The sequence below is a fragment of the uncultured Phascolarctobacterium sp. genome (genome assembly GCF_905212365.1).
In the GTDB taxonomy this organism is placed as follows: domain Bacteria; phylum Bacillota; class Negativicutes; order Acidaminococcales; family Acidaminococcaceae; genus Phascolarctobacterium_A.
The window spans coordinates 21573-40780 of the sequence record NZ_CAJMEH010000009.1 but is presented as its reverse complement, the minus strand read 5'-3'; the positions used below and the strand labels follow the sequence as shown (position 1 = coordinate 40780).

At 49.4% G+C, this 19208-nt stretch carries 20 protein-coding genes and 1 pseudogene; 13 read left to right on the top strand and 8 right to left on the bottom strand.

Annotation, left to right across the window (positions count from 1 at the left end; translation table 11 throughout):
• Positions 1-125 precede the first annotated feature (125 nt).
• The 10 genes from ylxM (at position 126) to codY (ending at position 6524) form a co-directional block, all read left to right on the top strand.
• Positions 126-479 carry a YlxM family DNA-binding protein gene (gene ylxM, locus QZ105_RS02955; protein WP_293728362.1) on the top strand — a complete coding sequence of 118 codons (354 nt, stop codon included), beginning with the start codon at positions 126-128 and terminating at the stop codon, positions 477-479.
• Between the two features lie 5 nt (positions 480-484).
• On the top strand, positions 485-1828 hold the full coding sequence (gene ffh / locus QZ105_RS02950) for a signal recognition particle protein (RefSeq protein ID WP_293728361.1): 1344 nt from the start codon (positions 485-487) through the stop codon (positions 1826-1828).
• A 50-nt stretch (positions 1829-1878) separates the two neighbouring features.
• Complete coding sequence (rpsP, locus tag QZ105_RS02945) at positions 1879-2151, top strand: 30S ribosomal protein S16 (RefSeq protein ID WP_293728360.1); 273 nt, start codon at positions 1879-1881, stop codon at positions 2149-2151.
• Positions 2152-2171: 20 nt separating this feature from the next.
• Complete coding sequence (locus QZ105_RS02940; protein WP_293728359.1) at positions 2172-2399, top strand: KH domain-containing protein; 228 nt, start codon at positions 2172-2174, stop codon at positions 2397-2399.
• 17 nt (positions 2400-2416) lie between these two features.
• Positions 2417-2821: a YlqD family protein gene (locus QZ105_RS02935; protein ID WP_293728358.1), complete on the top strand. Its 405-nt coding sequence runs from the start codon at positions 2417-2419 to the stop codon at positions 2819-2821.
• A 3-nt stretch (positions 2822-2824) separates the two neighbouring features.
• Positions 2825-3328, top strand: coding sequence for a ribosome maturation factor RimM (gene rimM, locus QZ105_RS02930; protein WP_293728357.1), 504 nt, complete (start codon positions 2825-2827; stop codon positions 3326-3328).
• Positions 3325-4158 (top strand): tRNA (guanosine(37)-N1)-methyltransferase TrmD, encoded by an 834-nt coding sequence (trmD, locus tag QZ105_RS02925; protein ID WP_293728356.1) that lies wholly within the window; start codon positions 3325-3327, stop codon positions 4156-4158. Before rimM ends, trmD begins: the two co-directional genes overlap by 4 nt.
• A complete protein-coding gene (locus tag QZ105_RS02920) occupies positions 4151-4726 on the top strand; it encodes an RNA methyltransferase (RefSeq protein ID WP_293728355.1) in 576 nt (191 codons plus the stop codon). Before trmD ends, QZ105_RS02920 begins: the two co-directional genes overlap by 8 nt.
• A gap of 100 nt (positions 4727-4826) precedes the next feature.
• Positions 4827-5735, top strand: a complete 909-nt coding sequence (xerC, locus tag QZ105_RS02915; protein ID WP_293728354.1) for a tyrosine recombinase XerC — start codon at positions 4827-4829, stop codon at positions 5733-5735.
• Between the two features lie 21 nt (positions 5736-5756).
• Entirely contained in the window at positions 5757-6524 is a 768-nt protein-coding gene (codY, locus tag QZ105_RS02910; protein WP_293728353.1) for a GTP-sensing pleiotropic transcriptional regulator CodY, read from the top strand.
• Between the two features lie 176 nt (positions 6525-6700).
• Here the strand turns inward: codY and QZ105_RS02905 are convergent, their stop codons facing one another.
• Positions 6701-6949, bottom strand: a complete 249-nt coding sequence (locus QZ105_RS02905; protein WP_293728352.1) for an Arc family DNA-binding protein — start codon at positions 6947-6949, stop codon at positions 6701-6703.
• A 235-nt stretch (positions 6950-7184) separates the two neighbouring features.
• Between QZ105_RS02905 and QZ105_RS02900 the strand changes: the two genes are divergently transcribed.
• Positions 7185-10106, top strand: coding sequence for an insulinase family protein (locus QZ105_RS02900; protein ID WP_293728351.1), 2922 nt, complete (start codon positions 7185-7187; stop codon positions 10104-10106).
• Between the two features lie 134 nt (positions 10107-10240).
• Here QZ105_RS02900 and QZ105_RS10515 read toward each other — a convergent pair whose 3' ends face one another.
• The 5 genes and pseudogenes from QZ105_RS10515 to pduL form a co-directional block, all read right to left on the bottom strand.
• Positions 10241-10810, bottom strand: coding sequence for an O-acetyl-ADP-ribose deacetylase (locus tag QZ105_RS10515; RefSeq protein WP_366935968.1), 570 nt, complete (start codon positions 10808-10810; stop codon positions 10241-10243).
• Positions 10811-10813: 3 nt separating this feature from the next.
• Positions 10814-11176 (bottom strand): annotated as a pseudogene (locus QZ105_RS10510) (SseB family protein); the annotation flags it as partial.
• A gap of 155 nt (positions 11177-11331) precedes the next feature.
• Positions 11332-11997 (bottom strand): transcriptional repressor LexA, encoded by a 666-nt coding sequence (lexA, locus tag QZ105_RS02890; RefSeq protein ID WP_293728349.1) that lies wholly within the window; start codon positions 11995-11997, stop codon positions 11332-11334.
• Between the two features lie 192 nt (positions 11998-12189).
• Entirely contained in the window at positions 12190-13761 is a 1572-nt protein-coding gene (locus QZ105_RS02885; protein ID WP_293728348.1) for a hypothetical protein, read from the bottom strand.
• A gap of 27 nt (positions 13762-13788) precedes the next feature.
• Positions 13789-14364, bottom strand: coding sequence for a phosphate propanoyltransferase (gene pduL / locus QZ105_RS02880; protein WP_293728347.1), 576 nt, complete (start codon positions 14362-14364; stop codon positions 13789-13791).
• 210 nt (positions 14365-14574) lie between these two features.
• Between pduL and QZ105_RS02875 the strand changes: the two genes are divergently transcribed.
• The gene (locus QZ105_RS02875) at positions 14575-15069 is read left to right on the top strand and encodes a hypothetical protein (RefSeq protein WP_293728346.1); all 495 of its coding nucleotides are present in this window, start codon (positions 14575-14577) and stop codon (positions 15067-15069) included.
• A 228-nt stretch (positions 15070-15297) separates the two neighbouring features.
• Positions 15298-16917, top strand: coding sequence for a carbon starvation protein A (locus QZ105_RS02870; RefSeq protein ID WP_293728345.1), 1620 nt, complete (start codon positions 15298-15300; stop codon positions 16915-16917).
• A 75-nt stretch (positions 16918-16992) separates the two neighbouring features.
• Here the strand turns inward: QZ105_RS02870 and gltA are convergent, their stop codons facing one another.
• Together gltA and QZ105_RS02860 are read right to left on the bottom strand one after the other, a co-directional pair.
• Positions 16993-18381, bottom strand: a complete 1389-nt coding sequence (gltA, locus tag QZ105_RS02865) for an NADPH-dependent glutamate synthase (RefSeq protein WP_293728344.1) — start codon at positions 18379-18381, stop codon at positions 16993-16995.
• A complete protein-coding gene (locus tag QZ105_RS02860) occupies positions 18366-19208 on the bottom strand; it encodes a sulfide/dihydroorotate dehydrogenase-like FAD/NAD-binding protein (RefSeq protein WP_293728343.1) in 843 nt (280 codons plus the stop codon). Before QZ105_RS02860 ends, gltA begins: the two co-directional genes overlap by 16 nt.

Here is a 19208-nt window from a genome sequence, read left to right as displayed (position 1 = left end):
GGCTGTAATATTTTGTGAATTTTATTTTTGCCGCTTATTTTGCTTTTGACAAGTAAAAATACTTGACAAAGCCGGCGGCTTAGAGTATACTATCAAAGTCGAGTCAATTGTGTCGAGGTAGGATTATGTCAGCGGAAGAAATTTTTGAACAGCGTATGCGTTTGGGCCGGCTGTTTGACATTTACGGCAGCTTGCTTACGGACAAGCAGCGCGCCTGCCTGAGCTTATATTTTTACGACGATTTATCCTTGAGTGAAATTTCCGAGGAGCTGGGCGTTTCCCGTCAGGCTGTGCACGACCTGCTTAAAAGAGTGGAGCAGATTCTGGAGCGTTACGAGCTGGCTTTGGGCGTGCTGGCGCAAGAGGAGGCGCTGCACCAAAAGCTGCACGAGGTTATGGGCCTTTTGGGCTGTGACGATAGAGAGAAAAAAGACGAAGCCGTCAGGATTCTGCAAAAAATCTGCGGCGAAGGTAGGTAAAAGAGATGGCGTTTGAAAGTTTATCCGAAAGATTACAAAATGCGTTAAAGATGTTTCGCGGCAGCGGCAAGCTGACGGAAGAGGATTTAAAGGCTCCTCTGCGCGAGGTGCGCATGGCTTTGCTGGAGGCCGACGTAAACTTTAAGGTGGTTAAGGATTTCGTTTCCCGCGTGAAGGAGCGCGCTTTGGGCTCCGAGGTCAGCGAGGGGCTGAACCCGCACCAGCAGATTATTAAAATCGTCAACGAGGAATTGATAGAGCTTTTGGGCGGCACGCAAAGCAAGCTGGCCGTTGCTCCCAAGCCGCCGACCGTCATTATGTTGGTGGGCCTGCAGGGCGCAGGCAAGACTACGACCGCCGGCAAGCTGGCCAATTATTTAAAGCGCAAAAAGAAAAGACCCCTGCTGGTTGCAGGCGACGTTTACCGTCCCGCCGCAATTACCCAGCTGCAGGTTTTGGGCGAGCAGCTTAACGTGCCCGTGTTTACCATGGGCGACAAGGTTTCTCCTGTAGAAATTGCGCAGAAATCCTTGGAAAAGGCGCATAGCCTGGCATGTGATACGATTATTATCGATACCGCAGGCCGTTTACATATTAACGAAGAGCTGATGGACGAGCTGCGCAATATTAAAGGCGCGGTTAATCCGCAGGAAATTCTTTTGGTTGTCGACGCGATGACCGGTCAGGACGCCGTAACCGTTGCCGAAAGCTTTAACAGCGAGCTGGGCATCGACGGCTTAATCGTGACTAAGCTGGACGGCGACGCCCGCGGCGGCGCAGTGCTGTCCGTGAAGGCCGTAACCGGCAAGCCGGTGAAATTGATTGGTTTGGGCGAAAAGCTGGACGCTTTGGAGCCCTTCCATCCCGACCGTATGGCTTCCCGTATTCTGGGCATGGGCGATATCCTGACTCTTGTGGAAAAAATTCAGTCCACTACCGATTTGGCCAAAGCGCTGGAGATGGAAAAAAAGCTGCGCAAGGATGAATTTACCTTAGAGCAGTTTTTGGACCAGATGCAGCAGGTGAAGAAGCTGGGCTCGCTGGAAACCATTCTGGGCTTGATTCCCGGCATGGGCGGCATCAGCCAAAAGCTGAAAGAGGCCAAGGTGGACGAAAAGGAATTTGACCGCATCGAGGCCATCATTCGCTCCATGACGCCGAAAGAAAGGCGCAATCCTGATATCATTAACGGCAGCCCCAAACGCATCGCCCAAGGCTGCGGTATGCGCGTGCAGGACGTTAATAAGCTTCTGAAAAATTTTGAAGAAAGCAAAAAGATGATGAAGCGGATGCAGGGTATGGCTAAGTTTGCTTCCAAGGGCGGCTTTAAGCTTCCCTTTGGACACTAATAAAAAAGTCCCATGTTGTGCAAGATTAGTTTAAGGAGGTGAAAATCAACATGGCAGTAAAAATTCGTTTAAAACGTATGGGCGCTAAAAAAGCTCCTTTTTATCGTATCGTTGTAGCAGACGCTCGTTCTCCTCGTGACGGCAGATTCATCGAATCCATCGGTTATTACGATTCCACCGTTAATCCGGCTAACGTAAAAATCGACGCAGAAAAAGCTGTGGACTGGATGTCCAAAGGCGCGCAGCCGACCGATACCGTTAAGAACCTGTTCAGCAAAAATGGCATTATGAAACAATTTGCTGAAGCTAAAGCAGCAAAATAATTTAGAGGGGCGTGAGCTACATGAAGGAATTGGTAGAAGTAATGGCCAAGTCTCTTGTAAGTAATCCCTCTGCAGTTGCAGTGGAGGAGGAAATTACCGGAACAACTACGGTACTCCGCCTCCATGTCGCTTCTGAAGATATGGGTAAAGTTATCGGAAAACAGGGCCGCATCGCCAAAGCTATCAGAACCGTGATGAAAGCAGTGGCAACCCGCGAAAATGTAAAGGTTATTGTCGAGATTATATAATTGAGGATGGTATAACTATGGATAAAATGACTGTAAGGGTTCCTGTTGCTGTCAAAGCGAAAGTGACTGAAGATTTAAAATTGAAAATTATTGGAGATCTCCAAAACACTATAAAGAATATGGAGCTTGATCTGGAGCAATTTGAATTCCAGGCCAAAAAGGCTTTGCATCAGGCTGCCAACGATTTGAGCATGCTGCCGGCTTTGCGTGAGCAAATCGACATCGAAAGACAAAAACGCACCGCCGCTAAAGCGGAAGCCGAAGCCAAGCTGAAAAGAGCCGAAGCTTTGGAAATGGGCGCCGAAATCGGTCACGGTACTTTAGAGCGTACTGTGGAAATTACCGTGGGCACCAATATCGATGCTTTGATGGGCGCGGAAATTCTTACGGAAGACGGCAAGATTATCGCCTTCCGCGAGTGATCCATGAATAACCAAATAGTAATTGGCAAAATCGTCGCTCCGCACGGTGTGCGGGGCGATATTCGTATTCTGCCATTGACTGAAAAGCCGGAACAATTTTTAGAGCTGGATTATTTATTGCTGGCGGACGGACGCAGGCTGACGCTGAAGCACGCCCGCTTTCACAAGCGCATGGTGCTGGCGACAGTTGCGGAAATAAATTCGATGAATGAAGCGGAGCTGCTGCGGGGCCAGGAGGTTTTGATTAACTCCGACGATTTGCCGGAGCTGGAGGAAGGGCAATTTTATGTGGCCGACCTTATCGGGCTGCCGGTTTACGACGAGCAGGGTGCGCAGATCGGAACCTTTAAGGACGCTTTGACTACGGGCAGCAACGACGTGTACGTTATCGCCGTGCCCGGCGCGAAGGATATTCTGCTGCCGGCGCTGAAAATTTACGTTAAAGAAATCAATCCGGAGGAAAAACGCATTGTGGTAACGCTGCCGGAATGGGTTGACGAAGCATGAAATTTTTATTTGTAACCTTATTTCCGGAGCAGATAGAGCAGGCGGCGAGCCACAGCATTCTGCAGCGGGCGCAGGCCAAGGGCTTAATCGATATCAGCTGCGTCAACCCCCGCGACTTTACTCACGACGTACACCGCACGGTGGACGACACGCCTTTCGGCGGCGGCGCGGGCATGGTGCTGAAGCCGGAGCCCATGGTGGCGGCTATCCGCAAGGCCAAGGAGCAGCTGCCTAACGCGCGGGTTATCGCCATGTGTCCCGGCGGGCGCACGCTCAAGCAAAGCATTGTGGAGGAGTACGCGGCCTGCGGTCAGGATTTGATTTTCGTCTGCGGCCATTACGAGGGCTTCGACGAGCGCATTTTTCATTGGGTGGACGAAAAGCTTTCCATCGGCGATTATGTGCTGACGGGAGGCGAGCTGCCGGCGCTGGTGGTTATGGACGCCGTGGCCCGTTTTATTCCGGGAGTTTTGGGCAAGCTGGCCAGCGCCGAGGAGGATTCTTTCAGCACGGGCATTTTGGAATATCCCCAGTACACGCGGCCAGTGGATTTTGAAGGGTTGACGGTGCCGGAGGTGCTGCGCGGCGGCAACCACGCTTTAATCAACAGCTGGCGCTTGCAGGAGGCGCTGAAAGCCACTTATTTTATTCGCCCCGATTTATTGACGGCTGAGCAGAAGCGGCTTATCGACGGCAAACTGCCTTATAAAATGAAAAAGTCCGAGCGCAAATTCTGGGAGGAGCTGCGCGGTAAAATCGCGGCGGCTAAGGAGCTGCGCACTGAAGAAAGCGCAGCGTCAGCGAACGCAGAGGAGGGAGAAAATGGCTGAATTATATGTGGGACTGGTCCACTATCCTATTTATAATAAGCGGATGCAGGTTATTGCCAGCGCCGTAACTAATTTTGACATTCACGATATTTCCCGCACCTGCCGTACCTATAATGTGCAGCGCTATTATATTATTCATCCCCTGGAGCCACAGAAGCGCATTATCAGCAAGATTATCGACTACTGGCAGCGGGGCTACGGAAAAATTTATAACCCGGACAGGGCCGACGCTTTGGCGCGGGTCTGCTGGCTGGAGGATATTGCCGCTGCCGCTGCGGATATCGAGGAGCGTACGGGCAAGCGTCCCTATATTGTCACTACCGACGCCCGCGTTTATCCCAATACCGTGACCTACAGCTTTATGCGCAGGCAGCTGCAGGAGGGCGACCGTCCCGTGCTGCTTTTGTTCGGCACGGGCTTCGGCATCGAAGCGGAAACGATGAAAAGCTTTGATTTTATTTTAGAGCCTGTGTACGGCCCCTGCGATTATAATCATCTGTGCGTGCGCGGCGCGGCGGCCATTATTTTGGACCGCCTGGCAGGCGAGGACTGGTGGGAAAAGCCTTGATATAGTTTAGCAATCTATTAGAAAATTGAGAAGAATAAAAAAATTCTCTTGCTCTTAGTCGCACTTTATGATAGGATATGTAACAAGGAGATATGCGTATATGTCTACTGCCGTAAACCAATATCCTGAAAGATTTTTAACGTATCTGACAGTTGAAAAAAATTGCTCGCCGCTGACAGTGTCTAATTATCGCAAGGACTTGACTGCCTTTGCGGATTTTTGGGAGCAGCGGCAAAAGAGAGTTTTATTATGGGAGCGGGTAGGAGCCTTGGATATCCGTGCTTATTTGGCGTATTTAAATGATAAGCAGTATGCCAAACGCACAGTTGCCCGCAGAATATCGGCTTTGCGTTCCTTTTACAAATATTTGGTAAGAGAAAATATTTTAGAATCCAGTCCTATAGATAAGATACGTTCTCCTAAGCTTGATAAGAAGCTGCCCTCTTTTTTGGATGAAGCAGAAGTCAGCGAACTTTTGGAGCTGCCGAACGACGGGGCTTTAGGCTGTAGGGATCAGGCTGTTTTAGAGCTATTGTATGCTACAGGCTGCCGCGTGTCCGAGCTGGTCGGATTGACGATGGCTCGTATCGATTTAGGAAACAGATACGTCATTTTATTAGGCAAAGGTAATAAGGAAAGATTGGTACCGCTGGGGCATAAATGCTGTGACGCGCTGAGTCGCTATTATACAATACGCGCTATGCTGATGCAAAAATATCAGGCAGCCGGGCATGACTATGTTTTTGTTAATAGCAGAGGCGGAGCTTTGACTGACAGAAGTGTGCGCCGTATTCTAGATAAGTATATTTCCCAATTGGCCATTCGCAAAAATGTCAGTCCGCATACAATTCGACATTCCTTTGCTACCCATCTATTAGCTCACGGCGCGGATTTACGCGCAGTACAGGAGCTTTTGGGGCACGCTAATTTGGCTACGACACAGATTTATACACATATAACGACGGAGAGGATAGCCGCTGTCTACAGGCAAAATCATCCCAGAGCGTAACGAGAACAGGAGGGGTTCTTTATGGTGCTGTTAGAGAAAACAAGAAAAATCAATAAGCTGCTGCAAAGTGGAGATAAAGTAGAATTTAATGCTATTGCTAAGCTGCTGCGTGACGTTATTGCGGCCAATACTTATATTGTTGGGCGTAAGGGCGGCGTTAAGGGTTATGCTCTGATTCATGAGTTTGAATGCGATATTATGCGCGAGCAGGTGCTGGATGATAAGCGTTTTCCTGAGGATTATCTTGACTTTATTATGAGTGTTAAGGAAACCGTGGCTAATATTCCGCATCAGGATCAAAACTGCTCATTTGTAGCTGCGACTAAATGTATTTTCAAAGATAAAATGACTACCGTTGTGCCTATTTATGGTAAGGGTGAGCGTATTGGAACGCTTATCATCGCTAAATACAATGGAAAATTTACTGATGAGGATTTGCTGTTAGCCGAATATGCGGCGACGGTTTTAGGCGTAGAGATTTTACATGACCGTGAAGCGCGTGTGGCAGATGAAATTCGCAAGAGAGCTATGGTTCAGATTGCATTTTCTACGCTGTCCTATTCTGAATTGGAAGCTATCGTTAATATTTTAGGCGAGCTTAATGGCAATGAAGGCTTGCTGGTCGCTTCTAAAATTGCTGATCGCGTAGGCATTACTCGCTCTGTCATTGTTAACGCTTTGCGTAAATTTGAAAGCGCAGGTTTGATAGAAACTAAATCCCTGGGCATGAAGGGCACATATATACGTGTGCTCAATGAGCTGCTGTTTGAAGAATTGAAGAATAAATAGAATATTTATTAATCAAATAATTTATAGTCTTTTAGTTAGCCAGCATTTAAGAACGCTGGCTTTTCTTATTTTGCAGCAAAATCTTAGGGGAATGAACATTCAATGTTTAGCCGCAGGCAGGTCATATATAAGGTCTGATTTTTCTCGTCAGGCCCCAAGATTTATTAGAGAACCATTTATTTTTCGATTTTGAAAAGCATATCCATGGGACGGTCGGGGACGGGTTTTATGGGCTTGCTGCCCGCCGCGGGCATTTCGTCTACGTTTAAAACGATGCGTCCGCATTTGCGCTCGTAATCGTCGACGACCCATTTTAAAATTTGTTCGATTTCTTTATTGACGGAACGGCCGTTATTTTTGGCTATATGCTTCATCTTATTCATAATGATGGGGTGAATACGCAGAGTAAAGCGCGCTTCTTCCATTTTACTATCCCTCCAAATTTCAGCTTACTTCTTATTATAGGCAATCTGCGGGATTTGTGCAAGCCTTAAGCTGTGGACGCATGGGCTTCACATACTTTTTAAGACGGAAAGAATCATTGTGTGGTATAATGTTGTACACAGGGATTCGCGAGCCGCAAGGAGAAGCGAGAGCTGATGTACAACATATGCCATTGCGGCAAAATAGATTTCAAAACCTACAATACAGGAGGTCAATATGAATTTGGAAATAAATAAAATTTATCACGGCTTTAAGGTAGTGCAAAGCAGCGTGGTCAACGAGGTGCATTCCCTTGTTTATTTAATGGAGCATGTGCAGAGCGGCGCGCGACTGCTGTATTTAGCTAACGACGATGATAACAAGGTGTTTTCCGTCGCCTTCCGCACGCCTCCCGCCGACGATACCGGCGTAGCGCATATTTTGGAGCACTCCTCTTTATGCGGCTCGCGCAAATATCATCTAAAGGAACCCTTTGTAGATTTAGTCAAGGGCTCGCTGAACACTTTCCTAAATGCCATGACCTATCCAGATAAAACTGTTTATCCCGTTGCCAGCCGCAACGCCAAGGATTTTCATAATTTGATGGACGTTTATCTGGACGCGGTGTTTTATCCTTTGCTTTACGAAAATAAATATACGCTGCGCCAGGAGGGCTGGCATTATAATCTGGAAAGCCCGGAGGGAGAGCTGAGCTACAACGGCGTTGTTTATAACGAGATGAAGGGCGTTTATTCTTCTCCCGACGCTTTTTTGGAAAACGAAGCGATGAAGGCGCTGTTCCCCGATACTTGCTACCGCTTTGAGTCCGGCGGCTATCCGGACGCGATTCCGCAGCTGACGCAGGAGCAGTTTGAAGCCTTCCATAAGGCTTATTACAGTCCGGAAAATTCCTTTATCTATTTGTACGGCGATATGGATATCGACGCCACGCTGGCCTATCTGGACGCGGAATATTTGTCGCATTTTAGCAGAACGGGTCAGGTGCATTCCGAAATTCCTCTGCAGCAGCCTTTGGCGCGGACGGCGGAAGTGGAAGCCTTCTATCCCGTGGATGCAGAGGAGGACTGCAAGGGTAAAACCTATCATGAATTGTCCATAGTTACCGGTAAAGCTGTGGATTTACAGACCGGTATGTCCTTGCGTTTGCTGGAAGCAGTATTATTGGAAAGCGAATCCTCTCCCTTGCGCCGCGCTTTGCTGGCGGCGGGCGTAGGGCAGAACATCAGCGGCAGCTATACCGGCAGCTTACAGCAGCCTGTGTTCAGCATCCGCGCCGCGGGCAGCGAAAAGGATTTACGCGATAAATTTATCAGCGTGATTTATAAAACCTTGCAGGATTTGACGATTAACGGCATCGATAAAAAGCTGCTGGAGGCGTCGCTGAATTCTACGGAATTTAAGCTGCGCGAGTCTGATTTTGGGCCTTATCCCAAAGGCTTGATTTACGGTTTGGGCGTGCTGGATACCTGGCTGTACGGCGGCGACCCGATTGAGGGCCTGCGCTACGAGCAGGCTTTGGCCGCCATGCGCCAGGGCTTGGCCAGCAATTATTATGAAAGCCTGATTGAAAATTATCTGCTGGATAATACGCATAAGGTTATCGTGACGCTGCTGCCCCAGCCGGGCAAGGAGGAGGCCGACCAGGCTGCCGCCGCGAAAAAAATGCAGCGGTTGAAGGCAAGCATGACGCAAGAGCAGCTGGCGCAGTACGCTGCCGAATGCGCCGAGCTGCACCGCTTACAGGCTGAACCTGACAGCGAGGAAGCCCGCGCTTCCATTCCCATTCTGCAGCGCAGCGATATCCGCCGTCAGACGGAGCGGATTGCAAAAGTGGAGGAGGGTGAAGCCAATCAGCGTTTGGTTTTCGTTCCTGCCGTTACCAATAAAATTGCTTATACTAATTGGTATTTCGATATCAGCGGCGTACCGGCGGCGCAGCTGCCCTTATGCTTCCTGCTGTCCGACGTTTTGGGCAAATTCAATACAAAGCGTTACAGCTATCAGGAGCTGTCTACTTATGGCATTATGTACACCGGCGGCATTACCTTTAACGTGCGCGCCGTTTCCGAGGCGGAAAACGCGGACGCTTACCGTTTATATTTCAGCGTGAAGGCCAAAGCTTTGCTGCAAAATCTGCCCCATGTTTTCGATTTGCTGCAGGCCATCGGTACGGAAAGTTTGCTGAACGATGTGCAGCGCTTCCAGGAGCTGCTGGCAGAAATCAAAACCGATTGGGACGATGAATTTTTCAATCGCGGGCAGACTGTCGCTATTGCGCGTTTATATTCCTACTGCGCGGCGGGCGCTCGCGCCAACGAGCAGGATCAGTTCAGCTATTATCAATTTTTGAAAAAGCTCAGCGATAATTTTGCCGAGCAGGGCGCTGCTGTTTTGCAGCAGTTGCAAAGCTTGCTGGCGCTGTTTTTCCAAAAGAGCCGCTTTACGCTGTTCTATTCCTGCGACGCGGAGGATAAGGAGCAGGTGAAGGCGCAATGTTTGGACTTTGCGGCTCAGTTGCCGGAGGCTCCCGTAGCCGTCGCACCGGAATTTTTGCCTGTGCCAGGGCATAACGAGGGCATCACCACGGCGGGCAAGGTGCAGTATGTGGCGGCAGGCGGCAGCTTTGCCAAATTTGGCCATAAGTATACCGGCGCTATGCGGGTGCTGGAAACCATTTTGCGGTACGAATATCTGTGGACGAAGATTCGTATTCAGGGCGGCGCTTACGGCGCAACGGCTCGTTTTGAGCTGAACGGCCTAGGCGTTTTCGCTTCTTACCGTGACCCGCAGCTGGCAAAATCTTTGGAGGCCTACAAGACGCTGCCTGCTTGGCTGCAAACGGTGGAATTTCCTGCCCGCGAGCTGGATAAATACGTTATCGGCACCATCAGCGGTATGGATACGCCATTGACCAACAGTATGCGTTTGGACCAGGCGGCGCTGCAATATTTGAAGCAGATTCCGGAAGAGCTGCGTCAGCGTATCCGCGACGAGGTGCTGGACGTGACTAACGCCGATTTGCAGGCCTTGGGCAAGGTAGTGGAGGATATGCTCAGCGACGGCTTGCTGTGCGTTGTGGGCGGCAAGCAGCCCATCGAAGCCAATAAAGACAAGTTTACGGCTATTATCAACAGCTGAATAAACAAAATAAATGTTTCCCCTAGCGTTTCACGATAGGAAACAAACGCTGTTTCCACCTATATGAATACATAAAAATAAAAAGCGTACCCTAAGTTCTGCATGGATAAGCAGAGTAGGGTACGCTGATTTTTTTATGCCAGTGCGCCGCGCTTGGCAGCGTCGATAAGCTCTTGGTAAGCTTTATAAACGGCGCTGTTATAGCAGGTCAGGATAATTTTCATGGCATAGTCGGGATTATTGTTGAGCCATTGGGTTACGGTCAGCAGCGCAATGCGTGCCGCTTCCTCCACAGGATAGCCGTAAGCGCCGGTGGAAATGGCGGGAAAGGCGATGCTGTGCAAATGGTATTCCCTGGCCAGGTTAAGACTATTGCGGTAGCAGTCGGCCAGCTCCAGGCGTTGGCTGACCTTGCCTGCGTAAATGGGGCCTACAGTGTGGATAACGTAGCGGGCAGGCAAGTTGTAGCCGAAGGTAATTTTTGCTTCGCCCGTCCGGCAGCCGTTCAGAGTTTTGCATTCGGCTAACAGCTGCGGCCCGGCAGCGCGATGAATGGCTCCGTCCACACCGCCGCCGCCTAAAAGCGAGCTGTTGGCGGCGTTGACGATTACGTCGCAGTCCAGCGTGGTGATGTCGCCGCGCCACAGCGAAACGCCGCTTTTTAAAGGCTGCTGCTGCGCGTTTTGCAGAAGCTCCCGCAGCATTTTCTTTTGCAGCGTAACGGGAGCAGGGGACTGGGGGTTAAAGACGATACCGGCAATTCCTTCCATTTGCAGAATGGCTTCGCAATAATTTATTAAAGGCCGGGCTATAGTGTTCGCTGTATCGCAGCCGCCGACGGCGTCCGCACTGGAATAAGCGGCTGCATAAACTAAATCGTCTTCCGCCGTATGGGTTAAAATACTGATTTGGCCGCCCGCAGCATTGGGCACAACGGGAATCAATATTTCAGCGTCCTCCTGCATAATATTGCTGACGGCCTGTAGCAGCGCGGTTAGATTGCGGGTGCTTTGCTCTGCGGCATAAGCGTTCTGTGCGCTGGCGATAATATCTTTAATAGGATGCGACATAAAAATTTTTCTCCTTTATTTTACTTATCATTATTGTAGCGCATAATTCTTTGAATAGCAAGAAAGCAGCTCTTGATAGAGCTGCTCTGGATAGTTTTGATATAAGTATGACGTCACTATAATGCTATTATGCAGTTGTTTTACACTCAAATAGCTTACAGCATACGGAAAACGGAGATAACCTTACCCAATACCTGAATATTGTCGGAGCCTACGATGGGCTTATACTTATCGTTTTCCGGCTGCAAGCGCACGCTGCGCAGTTCGCGGAAGTAACGCTTAACCGTAGTTTCTTCGCCGTCGATTAAAGCGACTACGATATCGCCGTTATTAGCAAAATTCTGCTTGCGGGCTATAATATAGTCGTGATCCAAAATACCGGCGTTAGTCATGCTGTCGCCGCAAACGGAAAGCATAAATACGTCGTCGTCGCAGCCAATCAGGTCGCGGGGAATAGGATAAGTTTCTTCGATGTTTTCTACTGCTAAAATCGGTACGCCTGCCGTAACCTTACCAACTAACGGTACGGGAACCAACAGCTTATTTCTCCAGGCATCGCTTTCAGACATTAACTCCAAAGCGCGCGGTTTAGCTGCGTCGCGTTGAATAAAGCCAAACTCCTGCAATCTTTTTAAATGATTGTGTACGCTGGCGCTGGAAGATAAACCAACAGCCGCGCCAATTTCGCGTACTGCGGGAGGATAGCCCTTATGATTAATAAAATCGCGGACAAATTTCAAAATATTACGCTGACGCTCGGAAAGCATATCTTCGGTATAATTGCCATCAAAATCAGGGGGAAGCGCTTTTCTTCTGCCCATGTTCAGAACCTCCAATCAAGTGTTTATGATTTACTTTGCAGCTTCATTATAACAGATAAAACTAATTTCGTCAAACAGCAGTGTGATATAATATTTTACGTCCGATAATGTATATTATGTAAAATTTTCGCTTTTTCTCACAAACGATTTCCGCATTTGCGATAAATTACTCGCGCCAATCAATCAAGCAAATCAAAATTGCCATTTGTCGATATCTTTCATAATTTGCTCATCCGGCGCTGCGTCGCTTTTATGCGTATAAAATAACATACTGCCTACGTTATTAGACAAGGAAGCTAAACGCAGAAAATTAGTAAACTCAAAATCTTTTAACAGGCTTATTTTGCTGTTAATATTGATAACGGCTTTTTCTTGTCTAAAATCAAGGTCGTAGGAATAGTCCTTCAAGGAAAAATAATCGTTATTGTAACGCTTCAGATTTTCCAGGCTTTGCTGAAGGAAAAATTCTGTTTCCAGCTGATTGGTACGCGGCATTGCCAGCATTTCTTGAAAATCCTTGTCATTGATCCTAAAGCTGCAAGTGAACATCATGCTATCAAAGCTGCGCAGAATCTTACGAGTTTCTTCTTCCGCTTTAGCCTGCAATTTCGCTTGATAAGCTGCGTTTTCAGCCTGCTCTTCTTGCGACAGAATAACCACATCTGCCGCGCCGTCACCAGTGCCTGCTTCCGTATCTATTTCTGTGCTGTGAGCGGGAGCAGTATCTAAAATAGAAAATAAACCTACATAATCTAATTCACTGGCTATTTTCTGCATTGTCGGCAAAGATGCGGCCACAGTAAAGGTGCCTGCGGCTTCTTTTTCCTTGAACTGTATTTGACCGTAAAACCAGTCCTGCGGCAGCGTCATAGTTTTCTGTGCGGTAGCGTCCGTAAAGCTTACCGGTGCGGCAGCGTCAATCGGAGCCAGCGTTTTAAAGCCTTTGACGAACTTATTATGCGCTTGAGCAAAATATTTCAGCTTGCTTTTATCAATATCGTCAGGGTTGACATTTTCAACCTGCAGAGCTTTGGCTAAGGCTTCGCTTAATTTATTGCTGAATTTACCGGAGCTCATGCCTGCTTCTGTAGTTTTGCCGTTTTTAGAATAGGTCTTAGATGTGTTGTCCTGCTCTACATCAGCTGCGTCGTCGTCCGCTTGCGTTTCTGCTAGCGCTTGCTCGTCGATAGTTACCGTAGATAACATATACAGCCGGTCGTTAGCGGATAACAGGCTGGTATCCACGGCTACCAGGTCTTGATTTTGCTTATATAAATAAGAAATATTTATAACATTTCGTCCGCTGATTTTACTTACGCTAATAATCGGCTTTAGCTTTTGCAGCTGTTCTTTAAGAACAAGCTGCTGCTGCGGCAAAAGATTATTTTTATTTTCATGAGCCGCATAACGCTCCATATCGACAAGAAGACTGGGAACGGTGCGCACATCCAGCTGCGAGCGCTGCAGCAAAGCCATCTTCTCGTACTGCTTGACAAAATAATCTGTACTGAATTTTTCGCCTAGGATACTTTCCATTTCATCGGCAGTATAATAGTTTATTAAATGCACGCTGGTTTGGTCCATGCGCTCCAGCTTAGCTAAGGACGCCGAGCTGAAGTTGGAATAAGCGTACAGCTTACTGCTGGCCATTTTGTAGAACGGCTCTTTATCCTGAACGCTGTAGCCCGCTTGTAAATTATCATAGGCCCAGGCCTGACTGGCGCATAGAACAAGCGCTGCTGCTAACGCCGCACTTTTTTTCATTGTCAACCCTCCCCGTAGATTACTGTTTTATTTATGATAAACGATATTCACCATGACGCCGCTGTCCAAATTGCAGGCATTGGCTTCGTCCGTATCGATATGCACCTCGTCGGCGTGCTTTACGCCTGCGCGTACTAATACGTTATGCAGCGTCAGGCTGCGTTCGCCCTCCGTTTGGATATCTACAATATCGCCGTCCTTAAGGCCGTACTTAGCGGCAGTTTCAGGATAAAGATGTACGTGACGGGCTGCAATAATAATGCCTTCTTTAAGCTCCAGCTCGCCTGCCGGGCCAATAAGCTTAGCGCCTGCCGAGCCTGCGATGTCGCCGCTGTTGCGAATAGGCGCGTTCAGCCCTACCTTGCGGGCGTCGGTCAGAGAAAGCTCGATTTGAGTTTCCGGACGCAGCGGGCCGATAACGCGCAGCTTCATAGAATCCTTGGGAGTTACCATAGTAATCTGTTCTTCGGAAGCATATTGGCCGGGCTGGCCAATGGCTTTTTTAGGATGCAGCTCGCTGCCCTTACCGAAAAGAATATCCATATGCTCGCGGCACAGGTGCGCATGACGGGCGCTGACGCCCAAAACAATTGGAAATTGCATGTATCTCACCTCGTATAAATTTTATCAGGATAACTATAGTATATCATAAAAATATCTTTATATGTTGCTTACAAAATAAAATTAGCATATTCTTCACACCAAGAAGCGATTTTGCGACAGTCTATGGACAAGCGGACGCTGATAGCGTATACTAAAGAAGCATAAAAGCGAGGCAAATGCGCCTATTTATAGATGAAGGACGGTAGAAATATGGACGGACAAGCCTATTTACAGCTTTTGCAGCAGCGGCTCCAGCGCTATTTTGACCGCAAGCCTGCGCCGGAAGAGCTGCCCTTTGCTCTCGTTGCGGAGCTGAACGCGGCGGACGAGGGCTATTTTATTGTGCCAAGCATTAAAACCTACAGCGTGCAGCATAACGAATATCTTTATGTGCAGCGCTTTGAGCAGCCGCTAACTATGGCTATGGCACAGCCCTATTTAAATTATCTGCGCCAAAAAATGCAGAATTTAGTTACGACTACGGAGCATATGAACAGCCTGTTCGCTTTAGTTCTTGTTTGTGAAAATGGTTTGGAGCCATCGGTGCAGCAGGAGCTGACTAATTTTAAATATCACAAGGACTATTGCTTTTCCCTCAAGGGGTGGTCGGACCTGGCCGTATTTATTGCAGACCTGCCGAACCGGCAGCTTTCATATAATAAGGCCGGACGCAAAACTGCCGCTTATTTCGATTTTCCTCATTAATATATAGTTCCAGCTGTTAGGAAGATATTTCTGTATCTATCTTAACAGCTTTTTGGTTTTCTCTCACTCCGGTATTTTTGTTTCAAGACTTTCTGACTATTTCGTTGACAAAACGCTGAAATATGCTATACTATTGCTATATTTGGCACAATATATAGTGCTGATATGCTCTTATTTTTCTCATAACTTTATTTGCAAAGACGCAAAGAAAAAGAAAGGATGTTGTTTATGAGTGGTTTTATGTTATTAGTAGGCTCAATGATCATTTTCTTCATTGCCTACACTGTTTACGGCGCCTGGCTGTGCAAGCAATGGGGCATCGACCCCACGCGCAAAACGCCGGCTGAAAGATTACGCGACGATGTTGACTACATGCCTACCCCTCCGGCAGTGCTGATGGGTCACCATTTCTCCTCTATCGCAGGCGCAGGCCCTATCGTTGGCCCCATTACCGCAGCTGTATTCGGCTGGGTCCCTGTTATGCTGTGGATTTTATTCGGCAGCATTTTCTTTGGCGGCGTACATGATTTTGGTTCTTTGTTCGCTTCCGTTCGTTTTGACGGCAAAACCATCGGCCAAATCATCGAAGCTACCTTGGGCAAGAGCGGCAAGTTCCTCTTCTCCATTTTCGCTTATGTAACGCTGCTGGTAGTAATCGCTGCTTTCGCCAATATCGTAGCCGCTACCTTCGTAGCCAGCCCGCAGGCTGCTACCGCTTCCATGCTCTTTATCGTGTTGGCCGTAGCCTTTGGCTTGGCAGTATACCGCGGCGGCCTGAGCTTTAAAATCGGCACCGTAGCCGGCGTTATCCTGCTGGTGGTGTGCATCGCTTTGGGCAACATGTTCCCGCTGGTTTTGACCAAAAACACCTGGGTTTGCATTCTGATGGCCTACATCTTTATCGCTTCTATCGCGCCTGTATGGATTCTGCTGCAGCCCCGCGATTATCTGAACTCCTTCCTGCTGTATGCCTGCATCGCTTTCGCATTGCTTGGCATTATTTTGTATCAGCCCACCATGCAGCTGCCTGCAATCACTACCTTTGATCCCTCCGGCAATGGCAGCAATCCCATGTTTCCCATGTTGTTCGTAACCGTTGCCTGCGGCGCTATTTCCGGCTTCCACTCCCTGGTATCCTCCGGTACTACATCTAAGCAGCTGGACAGCGAGGGCAACGCCCGCTTGATCGGTTATGGCTCCATGCTGCTGGAAGGTGTGCTGGCCGTTGTTTCCGTTGTAGCCGTTGGTTATGTAGGCGGCGACAAGCTGACTGAATTGCTCAAAGCCGGCGGCCCGGTAAACGTATTTGCTGACGGCGTTGGTACTTTCATGACTACTTTGGGCTTCTCCTTCGGCGTAGCTAAAGGCTTTGTGGCTCTGACCATTTCCGCATTCGCTATGACTACTCTGGATACCTCTACCCGCTTGGGCCGTTTTATCTTCCAAGAGCTGTTCACCAAAATTGAAGCTGAAAGCGGCGCAGCTAAAGGCAGCATGCTGACCAATCCGTATGTAGCAACCGCTATTACCGTTGTACTGTCCGGTTATATGTCCTTGGGTTCTTACCTGACTATCTGGCCGATTTTCGGCGCTGCTAACCAGCTGTTGGCTGCTCTATCCCTGTTGGCTGTTGGCGTATGGCTGAAGAGCGTGGGTAAAAACAATCTGATGGTTGTTATCCCCATGATCTTTATGTTCTGCGTAACGCTGGTGGCTCTGGTGCAGATTATCGCCGCTAACATGGCTGCGCATATCATCACCGCCGCTCTGGGGACTGTCCTCTTTATTCTGGCTATCGCCCTCTTCTTCACCGCTCGCAAGAGCTTGTTCGGAAGTTCTAAAGCGTAAGGGAAAAATTATAATCAAAAATTTAGCTCCCGTTTCGTTATGAAGCGGGAGCTTTTGTATGTACAAAAATATTATTTATTTGCTCAAATACTCGTCGATAGCAGCGGCAGCCTTCTTGCCTGCGCCCATAGCCGAAATAACGGTAGCAGCGCCGGTAACGATATCGCCGCCGGCAAAAACACCGGGGATAGAGGTCGCCCCTGCCGCGTCGGCTACGATATTGCCGCGCTTGTTGACCTCCAAATCGGGAGTGGTATCCTTAATCAGTGGGTTAGGCCCCTGGCCGATAGCCATAACCACCATATCCACGTCCAGCACGTATTCGCTGCCGGGGATAGCTACGGGACTGCGGCGGCCGCTGGCGTCAGGCTCGCCCAACTCCATTTTTACGCATTGCAGGCCCTTTACCCAGCCCTTATCGTCGCCGACAATGGCTACAGGATTATTCAAAAGGCGCAGCTCGATGCCTTCTTCTTCGGCGTGGCCGATTTCCTCTTTGCGGGCGGGCATTTCTTCCTTGCTGCGGCGGTAAACAATGTAAACTTCTTCCGCGCCCAAGCGCTTGGCAGTACGCGCAGCGTCCATAGCCACGTTGCCTGCGCCAACGATAGCGGCGCGCTTGCCCACATAGACGGGGGTCGCTACATGGGGGAATTGATAAGCCTTCATCAAATTTACGCGGGTTAAAAATTCGTTGGCCGCATAAACGCCGTTTAAATTTTCTCCGGGAATATTCATAAAGTGCGGCAGGCCTGCGCCGGTGCCAACGTAAACGGCGTTGAAGCCTTCCTCCTCCATCAGCTCTTTGATAGTGAAGGTGCGGCCGATAACGGCGTTGACCACAATCTTCACGCCCATTTGCTTGAGCGCGGCAATTTCGTGCTGCACAATTTCCTTTGGCAGACGGAACTGCGGAATGCCGTACATCAGCACGCCGCCGGGCGCGTGCAAAGCTTCAAACAGGGTCACGTCGTAGCCCAGCTTAGCCAAATCGCCTGCGCAGGTCAAGCCGCTGGGACCGCTGCCGACGATGGCTACCTTTTGGCCCTTGCGCTCCGGCAGAGGTTCGTCCACAGCGTCCAGTCCATGCTCGCGAGCGTAATCGGCTACAAAGCGCTCCAGGCGGCCGATAGCCACAGGCTCGCCCTTAATGCCCAAAACGCATTTGCCCTCGCACTGATTTTCCTGGGGGCACACGCGGCCGCAAACGGCGGGCAGCGTAGTTTTGCGTTTCAGAATCTTAAAGGCTTCGGCAAAATCTTCTTGAGCTACGGCGTGGATAAACGCCGGAATTTCTATGTTTACCGGGCAGCCCATCACGCAGCGCGGTTTGGGACAATTCAGGCAGCGCTGCGCCTCGTCCACAGCCATTTCCCTGGTGTAGCCAAGAGCTACCTCTTCAAAATTTTTATTGCGAACATTAGCCGGCTGCTCCGGCATCGGGTTTCTCATTCCTCCACGCATTTGCAATGACCTCCGCAGCTATATTCCAGTGCTTCCTGGTTCTTGTACATTTGCTGGCGCATTACCAGATTAGCAAAATCTACCTGATGCGCGTCAAATTCCGGCCCGTCGACGCAGGCGAATTTATTTTCTCCGCCTACCATGACGCGGCAGCCGCCGCACATACCGGTGCCGTCCACCATGATGGTGTTCAGGCTGGCGGTAGTTTTAACGCCGAAGGGTTTGGTTACTGCGGCTACGTTTTTCATCATAATAACGGGGCCGATAGCCAGAGTTAAATCGATTTTTTCGCCGGCCTCCAGCATTTCCCGCAGCGGGTCGGTAACGAAGCCCTTGCGGCCTGCGCTGCCGTCGTCGGTGGTAACGATCAGCTCGCCGCTGATGGCCGCCATTTTATCCTGCCAAATAACCAGGTCCTTATTACGCGCGCCGATAATAGCGATAACCTTATTGCCCAGTTCGTGGTATGCGCGGGCGATAGGATACACCGGCGCTACGCCGATGCCGCCGCCGACAACTACCACAGTGCCGAATTTGCCCATTTCCGACGGACGGCCCAAAGGCCCTACTACGTCCAGAATGTCGTCGCCTGCGTTGAACTCAGTGCACAGCTGCGTAGTGCTGTTGCCGATAGCTTGAATAATCAGCGTAATGGTTCCCTGCTCTCTGTCAAAATCGGCGATGGTCAGCGGTACGCGCTCGCCGTATTCGTCGGTGCGCACGATTACAAATTGTCCGGGCTGGCACTTATGCGCAACCAGCGGCGCTTCCACGACCATCTCGTAGACAGCGGGAGCGATATTTTCCTTGGTGATGATTTTTGCCAT